Origin of the sequence: Desulforhopalus sp. IMCC35007 (assembly GCF_005116575.1) — a bacterium.
In the GTDB taxonomy this organism is placed as follows: domain Bacteria; phylum Desulfobacterota; class Desulfobulbia; order Desulfobulbales; family Desulfocapsaceae; genus Desulforhopalus_A.
Genome location: NZ_SWCN01000009.1, coordinates 191,490 through 204,064, shown reverse-complemented (window position 1 = coordinate 204,064; position 12,575 = coordinate 191,490). Strand labels below are relative to the sequence as shown.

9 protein-coding genes are annotated in these 12,575 nt (G+C 45.1%); 5 read left to right on the top strand and 4 right to left on the bottom strand.

Features of this window, described 5'->3' with window-relative positions; translation table 11 throughout:
• Positions 1-1,014: 1,014 nt before the first annotated feature.
• The 4 genes from FCL48_RS11845 to FCL48_RS11830 are packed head-to-tail and all read left to right on the top strand — an operon-like array spanning position 1,015 to position 5,798.
• Positions 1,015-2,448 carry a TolC family protein gene (locus FCL48_RS11845; RefSeq protein WP_136872490.1) on the top strand — a complete coding sequence of 478 codons (1,434 nt, stop codon included), beginning with the start codon at positions 1,015-1,017 and terminating at the stop codon, positions 2,446-2,448.
• Positions 2,445-3,878: an efflux RND transporter periplasmic adaptor subunit gene (locus FCL48_RS11840; RefSeq protein WP_136872489.1), complete on the top strand. Its 1,434-nt coding sequence runs from the start codon at positions 2,445-2,447 to the stop codon at positions 3,876-3,878. The genes FCL48_RS11845 and FCL48_RS11840 overlap by 4 nt, the downstream gene beginning before the upstream one ends.
• A complete protein-coding gene (locus tag FCL48_RS11835; protein ID WP_240744827.1) occupies positions 3,878-4,555 on the top strand; it encodes an ABC transporter ATP-binding protein in 678 nt (225 codons plus the stop codon). The genes FCL48_RS11840 and FCL48_RS11835 overlap by 1 nt, the downstream gene beginning before the upstream one ends.
• Before the next feature lies 1 nt (position 4,556).
• Positions 4,557-5,798, top strand: coding sequence for an ABC transporter permease (locus FCL48_RS11830; RefSeq protein WP_169309195.1), 1,242 nt, complete (start codon positions 4,557-4,559; stop codon positions 5,796-5,798).
• A gap of 369 nt (positions 5,799-6,167) precedes the next feature.
• Here the strand turns inward: FCL48_RS11830 and FCL48_RS11825 are convergent, their stop codons facing one another.
• The 4 genes from FCL48_RS11825 to FCL48_RS11810 all read right to left on the bottom strand — a co-directional run bounded on the left by FCL48_RS11825 (position 6,168) and on the right by FCL48_RS11810 (position 11,382).
• Positions 6,168-6,854 carry a hypothetical protein gene (locus tag FCL48_RS11825; protein ID WP_136872487.1) on the bottom strand — a complete coding sequence of 229 codons (687 nt, stop codon included), beginning with the start codon at positions 6,852-6,854 and terminating at the stop codon, positions 6,168-6,170.
• Positions 6,855-7,105: 251 nt separating this feature from the next.
• Complete coding sequence (locus FCL48_RS11820) at positions 7,106-7,429, bottom strand: cytochrome c (protein ID WP_169309194.1); 324 nt, start codon at positions 7,427-7,429, stop codon at positions 7,106-7,108.
• 136 nt (positions 7,430-7,565) lie between these two features.
• The gene (locus FCL48_RS11815) at positions 7,566-8,765 is read right to left on the bottom strand and encodes a D-alanyl-D-alanine carboxypeptidase/D-alanyl-D-alanine-endopeptidase (RefSeq protein ID WP_169309193.1); all 1,200 of its coding nucleotides are present in this window, start codon (positions 8,763-8,765) and stop codon (positions 7,566-7,568) included.
• 82 nt (positions 8,766-8,847) lie between these two features.
• Positions 8,848-11,382, bottom strand: a complete 2,535-nt coding sequence (locus FCL48_RS11810; protein WP_136872484.1) for a TIGR03960 family B12-binding radical SAM protein — start codon at positions 11,380-11,382, stop codon at positions 8,848-8,850.
• A 190-nt stretch (positions 11,383-11,572) separates the two neighbouring features.
• Between FCL48_RS11810 and FCL48_RS11805 the strand changes: the two genes are divergently transcribed.
• Positions 11,573-12,565, top strand: a complete 993-nt coding sequence (locus tag FCL48_RS11805; RefSeq protein ID WP_136872483.1) for an AMIN domain-containing protein — start codon at positions 11,573-11,575, stop codon at positions 12,563-12,565.
• Positions 12,566-12,575 lie beyond the last annotated feature (10 nt).

Below are 12,575 nucleotides of genomic sequence, written 5' to 3'. Positions count from 1 at the left end.
GCTTACCACATTACGATTGCGGCGGTTTATAGCAAATCACTTCAACTCGGCATTATTCGTGCTATACTAGCCCTATTACAATGCATCTCAGGTGATTGTATAATTGAATCAAGCTGTTACAAAAAATATTGCCAAAAACCTGTCAAGCATTTTCTTCATCCCCATAAATTATTTTTAAAGGGGGGGAAGCAGTTACCATTGAACAATATATTATGTTGGCGTACGGTATGCAATTGTGGCAAGTGCCCAATTTTATCTGGGTAAATATGCCTATAGTGTGAAGGGTATATTTATATTCTGGAGGTATGCCGGTATGGATGGGAGAAGATCTGGTGCTAAGCCAGGCAGGGATTCCTGGTTAATCCCAGTCAAGTGAGGGGAAGTGGGTACGTGCACATTCTGGACAGAATCCGTGGGAAAACTGAGGTGGGGTGGCAGGGGGCTCCGTCTGGTTTGCATATGACCAGACTCCCTCGGTATTTTTGGTTTTCTGGCAAAAAGAGCAGAGCGTGATGAAAAGGGGTGAGGTGGTCTGAGCTTTTATGGTTGTTTGCCGGTTGAACCGGGGAGATTGTATCGTCATTGTGTTTTCGTCTTTTAAAAGGGGGACTTTCTTGCTATCAGCCTCCACAAAACGGTAAAATCACAATGGACAAAACTCCAGTAAGTATCTGGTAAGTCATTTTGAATGAGGGTGAAGAAGGGAAGGTTCTTGAATGCTCTGTATGTTATGTGCTTGATCAGGAGCTATCCTCTACCAGAAGACTGAGGAGCTGGGTGTAAACTGTAACAGGCTCAATTTTAGAGTTTGCCGGAAACAGGACCGTACTGATTCAAGATGTAAAAAAAGATGTAAGAGCTAAATTCTAAATGGTATAGTAGCTCCGGATTAACTTGCCAAATATCGCAACACCCGCCCACTTTAGTGTGACATCTGATGTTTTTCTGCTCCATTTCAATGGTAAAGCTGGGATGTATGAAAGGGTCGCCTGGATGGGCTAGAGAAACTTTGTTATGAAACCAACGTTAAAAACTACATTTCTACTCCTGGCTCTGCTTTTGCCTGTGTGTAACGGCGAGGTCTGGTCAACGAGCCCTCCAGCTTCTTCAGCCGATGCGGCTCTCTCTGATGGAAAATCTGTGACCATATCGCTTAACGAGGCGATCCAGCTTGCCCTTCGACAAAACCGGTCTCTTGTTCGTGAAAGTCTGGGCATCCAGTCAAGTGGCATCTCCCTCGAGAACCAGAAGGCTGAGTTTGATATCAAAGTATTACCAACAGGTGGAGTTGGCTATTCCTCGGATACCGATGATGCCTGGAGGGTTGGTGCCTCTATTTCCAAGAAAACTTCATCGGGTATTGTCGCCTCGGTTATCCCAGAGGTTTACAGTGATGAGGACGGGGAAAATACAGGTGTGGGCCTGGGGTTAAGTATTCCATTGCTTCGCAGTTTTGGGGAAGAGTTCACTATGGATGCTGTGTATACCAGCAGATTTTCTTATGAACAGTCCAAGCTGGAATTCTACAAGCAGCAAAAGACCATTATTTTACAGACTGTGAGCAGGGTGTACGAAACCATTCAGACCCAACAAAAGCTCGAGTATCTGGGGAAAGACCTCGAACGACTCGAGAGTCATCTGGCCCTTGCAAAGTTAAAGGAAAAGGCTGGTGTGATCACCGCAATGGATCTGTATCGGGCGGAGCTCAGGATTAAAGAGGTCCAGGAAGAGCTGACGAGCACCCTTGAACTGTATCAAAACTATCGTGATCAGCTCAAAGAAGTACTGGCAATACCTATGACGGGGGATATGACGGTTACGGCACCGATGGATGTGAGCTTTCTTGATATTGTCGAGAGTGATCTGATTGAGACGGCCCTCGAAAACAGAATCGAGCTGGAGCAGAGCCAGATGGAAATTGATGAGGCGAATAGAAAACTTGCCGTTGCAAAGAACAATCTCCTGCCAAATGTCGACTTAGAAATCGGCTACAATAAGTTTGGAGATCAGGTACTGTTTGATCTTCCCGAAGAGAGTTGGACGGCCTTTATAACCAGTGATACTGACATCTTTAGAAAAGTTGAAAAAAACGAGTATCTGGAAAGTCAGATCAGACATCGCCGAACTCTGATAGGTCTTGAAGAAACCAAACAGAACATTATTCAAGAAGTGAGATCCGAATTGAACAGCCTCGATAAACGTAAAAAACAGATTGAAATTCGTCAGGAGCAGACCAGACAGGCAAAAGGGAAACTCCGGCTGTCTGAGAGTAAATTTCGCCATGGTATGGCAGGTAACTTTGACCTTCTGGAGTCACAGTCAGAGTTACAAAAAGCACAGACAGACCTGATCTCTGACAGGATAGCCTATATAATTGGCACCTACAACCTCCGGTCAGTACTCGGGACTTTGATTGAGCGCCAGGAGAGAGGGGAAGTGACACAATGAAAAGTGGTGTTGTGATTCTTGTCCTCCTTCTCTCATTTTTTGTAGCCTCTTTTTGGTATCAGAAAAGAGAGATTGTTCCTGAATTAAATACAGTAGACGGAGTTGTTAAAAGGCGGAGTTTTTCCGTTGATCTGCATGTCGTAGGGGTTCTCGATGCTGCACAATCGCATATGGTCGCCTCAGAAATAAGAGATTCAAAAGGGAAAATTATTTATCTTATAGGGGACGGTCTTCGGGTCAAACGTGATGATATTCTCGTACGGCTCGACCCGGCTCCATATGAAAATCTTGTGGACCAATTGACAGCCGAGGTTGCAGGTCTTGCGGCTGCCGTTCAGGCCTCTGACCAGGAAGTAAGCTATGAGGAAAATCAGGTCCAGAGTGAGATTGCCAATGCCCAGTATAATCTCAACGTGGCGGAACTGGAGTATAAGCGGTTACGTGACGGTGACGGTCCCCTGAAGATTTCATCACTGCAGGAAGAAAAGGATAAGGCAAAGCTCGAACTGCAGCGTTATGAAGCTTTTTATTCGGATCTTCTCGCTTTGAAAGAAGAAGGCTTTGACAATAAATCCGAGATCAGTTCGGTGGAAGAAAAAATAGCCGTTTACCGTGATCAATTAAAGACCGCGAATGATAGGTACATAAATTATAATAAGCACGTACTGCCCGCCCTGCTTGAAAGCGCACTTGCTAAAAGAAAGAATACCAGTCTTCTGGTGGAGCAGACCCTACAGGGAGGCAAGCATAGAATCGCCAAGGCTGAAGCTACATTGATTCAGATAGACAGTAAATTGCAGGCGAAAAAAAGCGCCCTCGAGCTTGCACGAAAAGAACTTGCCAATACAGTCATACGTGCCCCTTTTGATGGTATTGTTATCCATTACGAGACCTTTCGCGATGGAGAAAAGCGTAAACCGAGGGTTGGTGATGCCGTCTTTCAAAACCTGCCAATACTTTACCTCCCCGATATTACCAAGATGATAGTCAAGACAAAGGCGCGGGAGATCGACTTGCATAAACTTGAGATGGGCCAGGTGGGTGAAGTGCATGTGGATGCATATCCTGACGCTGTAATGTCTGGAGAGCTGACCTTTATTGGTGCACTGGCAGCCACCGTCGATGCCAGTGCAGGTCAGGAAAAATTTTTTCAGCTTGTTTTTACCCTGGATAGAGAAGATCAACGATTCAGGCCTGGAATGACCTGTCAGGTTTCTGTTGTTTCAAAATCGCTGGAAAATGTATTGACGGTGCCGGTTCAGGCTGTCTTCAGAGATGGTGCGGTCAACTACTGTTGGGTTGCAAACGGGGTGATGGGCTACGTACAGCGGGAGATAAAGGTTGGTGCCCAAAATGAGGACTTTGTTGAAATCATTGAAGGACTAACAGAAGGTGAACGGGTGAGTCTGGTTGATCGGGGTGGGCCCTGATGAAAGAAGATATGCTCGTCAGCTTAGACAAAATACAGAAAAGTTATACCTTAGGGCAGAAGCCGGTACATGTTTTATCTGGTGTGAATTTAGATGTGGCCAAAGGGGATTTCATTTCGATAATGGGAACCTCAGGCTCAGGGAAGACGACCTTATTGCATATAGTGGGAACCTTGCTGCAGCCGGATAACGGAACCTATCAATTGGATGGTCGAGAGATCGGTTCCTTATCGGATCGAGAAAGATCCTGGATCAGAGCTCACTGGATTGGCTATGTTTTTCAAACTTTTGACCTGATAACAGAACAGGATGTCTGGCACAATGTCGCCATGCCCTATCTCTACAGAGGGGAGACAAAAGCTGAGGTGGGGCGGCAGGTTGATGCGGCAATAGATGTCGTTGGTTTATCAGAGAGGAGACACCATCGTCCAGCCGAGCTGTCGGGTGGAGAGATGCAGAGAGTGGCAATTGCAAGGGCTCTGTCCATTGCACCAAAATTGATCTTAGCCGATGAACCTACCGGAAATCTTGATGATGATAACAGTAAGGAAATTCTCAATCTTCTTCGAAGGCTCAATGACGGTGGTGCGACGATAATTTTGGTGACCCATGATCAACATGTTGCTGGAATGACAAACCGGATTTTGACTATGAAAAATGGCAGGCTGGCGAGTTGATATGCTGAGACTGCTACGATTGGTTCAGGTTGCATATACATCCCTGATCTCTCACAAGCTCAGATCACTGTTGAGTATTCTGGGAATCGTCTGTGGTGTTATGGCGGTTATGGTGATGATTTCAACCGGCGAAGGGGCAAAACAGAAGGTCATGTCAACCTTGGCTGGGCTTGGCCTCAGCAATATATATATTCATCAGGCAAAACAACCAGACGATCAGGCAACAGTTCTCTCCGGCAATCAAGTATATGGCTTGACCTGGAATGACATTCAGCGCCTGGAAAAACAACCTTTTATTGCAGGAGTCGCTGGGATGAAAGAGATTTCTCAGGCCCCTTTTGGTATGAATAAAGATATCACGGCAAAAGTTGTTTACGTGAGCTCTTCCTATTTAGAAATTACCGGGAGAATTCTGAGTAAAGGTCGTTTTCTTCTCCCTGAAGATTCGTATCAAAATAATCTGGTATGCGTTCTGGGGGTGACAATTTCTCGTCAGCTTGGTGCAGCAGGGCGGCTTGGGGAGTATGTGCGTCTGGGGGATCAACTCTACAAGATTGTGGGCATCCTTGAAGACACGAAGAGGGTTGATACTGAGGTTGAAGAGATTGCCCGGGAAAACGTGGATGAAATGGTTTTTCTCTCCTTCCCGTTTTCAGCAATGCATCGGGATGACCCTCTTAAATCGTCCCTCTCCGCAGATTTGAATCAGATTGTTGTAAAGGTGACTGGCGATACCGATGTTATTGTGGCATCGGAGGTCATAGACCGACTCCTCTATTTAAGCCACCATGAGGTTCACGATTACAGTATGGTAGTCCCGCGACAACTATTGAATCAATCCATGAAAACGCAGGCTGTCTTTAATCTGTTTCTGGCAGTGACCGGAGGTATCTCGCTTTTTGTAGGTGGTGTTGGAATAATGAACATTATGCTGGCAAACGTGTCTGAACGAAAGCGGGAAATAGGTATACGGAGGGCGGTCGGAGCAACGAAGTGGGATATCGTTTTACAGTTCCTCACCGAATCTGTACTGCTTACCATTACGGGTGGGTTGCTTGGTATGGTCCTTGGTGGGGCTGCGGTAATTTTGATTGAGCAGATAGCTGGGTGGCCAGTCTCCGTGACACTACTGTCTATTGCCTTGCCATTTGTGCTTGCTGTTTTTGCGGGAATTTTCTTTGGCATCTATCCAGCAGTGCAGGCCGCTCATCTTGAGCCGATCCAGGCGTTAAAGTCACTTTGAGTGGTTAGTTGAGCAATATAAGTTCAAACTCTCCTTTTGTTTCGAGCAGTTGAGTAAGCACAGTTATGAGCAGATCCTTAATTGAGCTATGATGAAAAAAGAAACTATAGTTGATAAATCCGTGATGCTGCGATTAAGCGGTAATGTCGCAGGTCATGATTTAAAAAACAACTTTTACGCTCTATTTTCTCAATAGCCTCAATCATTTAATTTGTCAGATGAGTAGCCGTAAATTGTAGTTACAATCGTGATTGTGGTTGTGCTGCAGACACATAGATAAGAAATAGTATAGAATAGAAAAAAGGGTTGTCCTCCTGAAGGAAAAAGTTCTTTGATTTTTTCTCTTCAGGAAGAAATGTTTGTTCCAAATTATTTAGTTAATACCAATTTCCATCTTCCATCGGTGGCATAAAGTGTAACAGTTGTTTTTATTCTTTCTGCAAATGTGCCCTGGTATGTGGAGTGCTGATAATTACGCAATTCTAGATCATATTCGTCAAGGTTCCAGGCTCCAGAACCGGCTACATGGGTACCATCTGAAATGGTGATGTCAAAGTAATGGGAACCACCAGCATAAAGAGTATAGGTGCCTGAATAGGTTCGACCATCGATGCATATAGCATTAGCATGCCAGGCCCCTACTACCTGATCTGTTGTTGGTGGTGTTGGGGTAGAGTCGCCCGAACCACCACCTGCAAGAGCGGCGACTCCTGCAATAACGACAACTCCTGCCCCAACTCCAAGCGCCACTTTCATGCCTGTTGACATTGGCTTGTCGACTTCGACGGGCGGCGTTGTTTCAGGTTCTGGTGAAGTGTCAACTTGAGTTTCTGGCAAAGTATCGACCTGAGTGCTTGTTTCCTGTGATATTTCCGTTTTAGACTCGGTTGTTACCACTGGGATTTTACTCTGTTCTGTAACTTCAATTATTTTTTCACTCTCCGTACTGTTTGCCGCAAGAGAGGAGGCTGGGGCAAGGGGAAGTATTGCAACAGTAATGATAAGGGTAAGGTGAAAAAGTTTTACTAAAATATTTGATGGGCAACGTATAGGCATCGAAAGAATTCTCCTTGAATCTAATAAAAGTACAAAAAATTAAACCTGCGCTTTTTGTTTACACCTATGGAAAGTTGCATGCAAGTTATAAATCAACATCTGCCGCTCTACAGGGAGTAATCAGTTCCCGTACTATTAGCTGATTAAACCGACAAATTGTTGTTTGGGAGAATGGAGGTGTCGTTGACGTATAAACGAATAAAATTGGCGAGGTAAAATCGAATTTTATACGGTATTGCATCCTTCAAATATTATTTTTCCACACTTTTGAGATACGCGTAAATATCAGCGGCATCCTGTTTAGATATTTTTGATTCGGGAAAAAAAGGCATGATTGGGGCGTCGGTTCTTCGTAATATTCGAACGAAACGGCCAAAGCCCATATCAATACCAGCAATATCGATGGCGCGTCCATCGTTGCCATGCAAGCCATGGCAGGACGAGCAATTGTTCATAGTATACCATCTTTTTCCGTCTTCTGCGCTGCCGGCTGGTGCTCCGCAGCCACTCAGCATGAGAGTCGCCAGTGAGATAACGACAAAGAACTGTAGAGTTATAAAAACTTTTTGATTCATTGTTTTCTTCCTTCCATGATTGCAGGTCGTTTGATAATGGATTCGGACGATTTGATCGCTCATAAAATAATAGAGGAAAGATGGGAGAGCAACATTAATTTATTGTCCACTCAAGGTGCTGTTATTCAACGTTTATCTATTTCGACAATCGGTAGAGCGCCTGGAGACGCTTAAGAAGGTCGTCTCTGGTGTTATTGCTTTGGTTGAGGAGAATAGCAAAGGGGGTAAGATTATCATTTTCTATGATGTATCCTCCGTAGCAATACACTCCTGTCATGGTTCCGCTTTTGAGTAAAATTCCTTCCTTGTTGCGAAGAAGGTGGCTGTATGGTTTGAATTTATCGAGAATCTTTACGAGGGCCTCTGTACTGATTCTGTTTTTTCTGCTTAACCCTGAACCATCATCAACTGTTATCTGGGACGGAGAAAGCCCTAAAGTGCTTTCGAGATAATTGGTCATAACGCTGCGGGATTTGTCGAGTGATGCAGGAGAGCCATATTTATACAGGCCGCAGGAGAGAAACAGCTGATTTGCAATAAAATTGTTGGAATAATAAAGACATTCATACAAAACCTTCTCAAGGTTTTTGCTGTTTTTGTGAATAAGGATCGGGGGAAGAGAAGAGGGTACGGCCTTAACCTGAAAATCCTTTTGAATGGAGATTCCTGAACGTTTCAGCTGGGCTGAAAACAATTCACCGGCATATTGAAGTGGCGCTGAAATATGGTCATTGAGGGAGAGTAATGCTATATTTATGCGTTGAATGCCGGGTGGTAAATCCTTGCCCAGTTTGGTCATCATTGGCAGAGTTGGTGTCTGGGGTTCTCCTGATGCAATGGTGCCGTCGGGGTCTTTTTTGATGGCAAGGGAATTGAAATTCACAGCCAGGCCACCATAAGGAGCATCGTATGGATTCGTGCTGTTATTGCTGCCTGGGGTCGGCTCATCCATAAATGCGGTGGTGTCAAGATACACGTTTTGGATGGTGTTAAGGCCGAGTTTTTTAAGGGACGAACATATTGACAGGATTTCTTCAGAGGTTAAAAAAGGGTCACCATAGCCCTTTATATAAAGGTTTTGAGTCTCATCTATGTAAAAATGAGTTTCAAATCTGAACTGCGGTCCCAGCAGCTCAAGTGCAACAAGGGCGGTGAGAATTTTAAGAGTAGAAGCTGGAGTAAAGAGCTCCTGTTGTCTGTAGCCGATTGTTTTTGTCTCTGACTTGACGAGATAACTGCCATTGGTGACAAGTTCAGTCAGTGCGGTTATAGAACCTGACTGCCTGCCATACACCGTTGTGGTTATGCTGAGAATAAAGAAAATGACAACCAGCAAGGCGGAGAGGTGCCGTCCTGCTGGTTGGTATCTGAGGCTTGTTTGACAGTAGGGAGCCATTTTCGTTTAGGAAGTAACTGGATCAATCCAGTTGCACCCAACCTTTTTTTACAATTTCAATGTGGCTGGCACTTGTTTCTGAGATGCCCAGGATACTGACAATTGCCTCGATCGGTTTAATACCTGGCTGGGCACTTTCTGCGATAATTTCCAGTTCAACCTGTTGCGGTCCAGTAAACGTTAATTTTTCGATTAATGGGCGAATATCTATCTCTTTTGTTTTGCCTTTTCTGGTCTTTTTCACCAAAAAAGTCTGGGCTGCCGCAAAATTCCTGGCGGCCTCATGCTGGCTCTCGGTGGCATCTTCTCCTAAGGTGATATTGTAGGAGACCTTCATCTTCTGTGGGACTTTACCGGAATGGAGTTCTATTCCTGTCACTTCAAGGCCTGGCGGCAGGGTGTTGTTCAGGATACTTTGGGCTTCATGGATATCCTTCAGAGGTCTGGTTAAATCCATGATAAAATATTCTGCATAACTCTCGGTGCCGACTGGAAGAGCGGGACCAAAAGAAACCTTGGGTGATGGATTGAATCCCTGGCTGTAGTTGGTTGGAATCTCGGCTCTTTGCAAGGCTCTGAAAACAACCTGAAGTATCTCAAGGTGGCCAAGATAGCAGATGTTGCCGACACGGGAGTAGTGAACCAGATATTTAAAATGACCTTCCTCAGCAGGACCGGTCTCTTTAACGGGTGCACTTACAACAGGTGCAAGTTCACCTTTCCGGTTGTGAACTATCGGCAGAATGGTCTCAAAATCACACAAGCCACATTTTTGACAGGCGTGGTAGCGGCAGTCAGGGGTATAGCCTTCATTTCTGCCCTTTTCCAACTCGTCTTTTAGAAATTGTTTGTCCACCCCGGTCTGAAGGTGGTCCCATGGTAAAATTTCATCAAGGTCTCTGGCTCTGAGATAACTGTCGAGGTTGATACCTGTATTACTTGCCGCCAGTTGCCATACATCTATATTGAAGTGTTCTGTCCAGCCATCAAGGCGGGCGCCATGTTGCCAGGCGTTTTCGATAAGAGCGGCAAGTCGTCTGTCCCCTCTTGAAAACACACCTTCAAGATAGCTTATTCGAGGGTTATGGTAGCGAAAATTAGCACCTTTCTGGGGTAAATTATCACTGAGACTCCGGATCCGAGTAATGCTTTCTTCTATGGTCAGTTGTTTCTCCCACTGAAAGGGGGTGTGTGGTTTGGGCACAAATGTGCCAACACTGACGTTAATCTGTTTTTTTCCTTTTCCCGGACCATGTCCGCGGGCTGCGAGCATCTTCTGCACCAGATCCACTATCCCGTCTATATCTGCCTGGGTTTCAGTCGGCAGACCAATCATGAAGTAGCACTTGATGATTCGCCAGCCCAGATTAAAGGCCTCGGTACAGGTATTAATCAGGTCATCTTCGGTAATACCTTTGTTGATAACCCGTCTCAACCGTTCGCTTCCTGCCTCAGGGGCGAGGGTAAACCCAGTTTTCCGTACTCGTTTCACCTGTTCCATGATGGCTGGTGTAAGGGTTCCTACCCGCATTGAAGGCATGGCGACTGAGACGTATTTATCGGCAAATTCATCCATTAACCGGGGGAGGACCTGTTCCAGGCAGGAATAGTCGCCGGTAGAAAGTGAGAGCAGCGCGACTTCGTCAAAACCTGAATTTTTGATACTTTCTTTGGCAAGCTCGATAACATTCTCAATACTACGTTCTCTAACCGGGCGGTAGGTGATGCCCGCCTGACAAAATCTGCAACCCCGCGTGCAGCCTCTCGCAACTTCGATACCAAGGCGGTCATGGATAATTTTTGCATTGGGTACAATCGGGTTTTTTAAGTGCTCGATATCATCAAGACTGGCAACTATTCTTCTTGTAATGGATGTTCCATCTGTCGTTTTGTGACTGATGTGGTTGATCTGATGTTCTGCCTTCTGCGTGTCATATTCAACATGAAAGTGGCTCGGGACATAAACACCCTGAACTTCTGAAAGCCGTTGCAGAACTTTGTCCTTTGTGAGGTCTTCATCTTTGGCCCTGGCGATTACCAGCGCTATTTCAATGAGAGCCTCTTCTCCATCACCCAGAAGAACGGCATCAAAAAACTCGGCTACTGGTTCTGGGTTGAGTGCACAGGCACCTCCGGCGAGAAGGAGCGGGTATGAGGCGTCACGGTCTTTGGCATAGAAAGGAATAGATGCAAGATCAAGAACTGTGAGGATATTGGTGTAGCAAAGCTCATAGGGCAGGGTAAAGCCAAGGACGTCAAAATTTTTTAAGGGCTGGCCGTTTTCAAGACTGGTGAGAGGTGCACCTTCTGCTCTGAGTAACTTTTCCACATCGGTGTCAGGGCAATAACAGCGTTCGGCAAGGAATTCATCTTTTTTATTCAAAAGATGATATAGTATTTGTAAACCCTGGTGAGACATGCCAATTTCGTAGAGATCTGGAAAGATAAGAGCGAATGTAACCTTTGCACTATCCCATTTCTTCTGGACGGAGTTAAATTCATGGCCGAGATAGCGACCTGGTCTGTTTATTGCTGAAAGGATTGTACGATCTGTCATCGGGGTACCGTTGGAGAGTTATCTGAACAAGGAGGCGTAAGGCCTGAAGTTCCAGAGGAAATTGTTAAAAGCCAGCCCTTCCATTTACTGAAATTTGGTTGACTTTTCAAGTCAGGATGAGGTAATCAATTACGTTGAACATAATTCTTCACATAAGCATACGTTATAATAAAAAAAAAGGATTTGTCAGATGAAATTGGGGATAGTGTTAGCAGTAACAATTATCGGCTTTTGTTTGTTTTCACCATCAATCTTGCTGGCAGAAAAGACAAACCCTGTGGAGATAGTCTCAATCAACCACGCTAAGATATCTGCTGATCAGGAAACAATCAGTTTTAAGCTCGGTGCGCCCGTTCCTGTTACCATGTTTGCCATTAAAGGGGAGCGACCACGGCTGGTCATCGATTTCCCGGAATCTATATACCGCAAAAAGAATCTTATACCACTTCCCGAAGGCGAACTGGCTGAAAATATTCGTATCGGTTTACACAAAGAACCCAAAAGTAAAGCACGTATAGTGATCGATCTGTCAAAAAACTACGCTGTCGACTATAAACACAGTTTTACAGAAAGCGAGAACCTTCTTGAGGTGGTACTGACGAGAGGTGCAATTGCCGAAAAAACAGTGAATATTCCACAAGAAACAGAGAAAGCACCTGTTTCAAATGATGTTTTGCCAGTCAAAGATGAAAAAACTGTGATCAGCCCTGGCGTCGATACAAACACGATAGCACCGGCTGTCGCTGCAACAGAAGAAGTAAAGGATGCTCCCCCTGTTGTCTCTGAAGATAACCCATCCCCTGCAGTGCAAGAGATATCTCCCGGCATGCCGCAACTGCTTGAGGTCTCTTTTGATGACTCATCGAATCGTGGGGAGATGGTTCTTTTTCACCTCAACGATTTTTTCCCACCAACCGTTTCGGCAATCGAAAAAAATAACCCGCGTGTCCTGTGTGATTTTCCGAGTATGAAATTGAGCAGTGATGTGCAAAAGCAGATTGATGCTGGTGGTAAATATGTGGAAAGCGTCAGGACTGCATATCACGCGGATAAGGATATGGTTCGGGTGGTCCTGGACCTCTCGCCTGATCGGGACTATGATCTACAACAGGTGTTTTTTAAAAATGACAATCTTTTTGTTTTGATTGTCAACGAGCTGCCCTCGGAAAAAGACGCACAATAATCTGTAATCA

Bases quoted from the DNA above. Each gene is read 5' to 3' on its own strand.
- FCL48_RS11845 (WP_136872490.1), top strand. From the start codon at position 1,015: ATGAAACCAACGTTAAAAACTACATTTCTACTCCTGGCTCTGCTTTTG.
- FCL48_RS11840 (WP_136872489.1), top strand. From the start codon at position 2,445: ATGAAAAGTGGTGTTGTGATTCTTGTCCTCCTTCTCTCATTTTTTGTA.
- FCL48_RS11835 (WP_240744827.1), top strand. From the start codon at position 3,878: ATGAAAGAAGATATGCTCGTCAGCTTAGACAAAATACAGAAAAGTTAT.
- FCL48_RS11830 (WP_169309195.1), top strand. From the start codon at position 4,557: ATGCTGAGACTGCTACGATTGGTTCAGGTTGCATATACATCCCTGATC.
- FCL48_RS11825 (WP_136872487.1), bottom strand. From the start codon at position 6,854: ATGCCTATACGTTGCCCATCAAATATTTTAGTAAAACTTTTTCACCTT.
- FCL48_RS11820 (WP_169309194.1), bottom strand. From the start codon at position 7,429: ATGAATCAAAAAGTTTTTATAACTCTACAGTTCTTTGTCGTTATCTCA.
- FCL48_RS11810 (WP_136872484.1), bottom strand. From the start codon at position 11,382: ATGACAGATCGTACAATCCTTTCAGCAATAAACAGACCAGGTCGCTAT.
- FCL48_RS11805 (WP_136872483.1), top strand. From the start codon at position 11,573: ATGAAATTGGGGATAGTGTTAGCAGTAACAATTATCGGCTTTTGTTTG.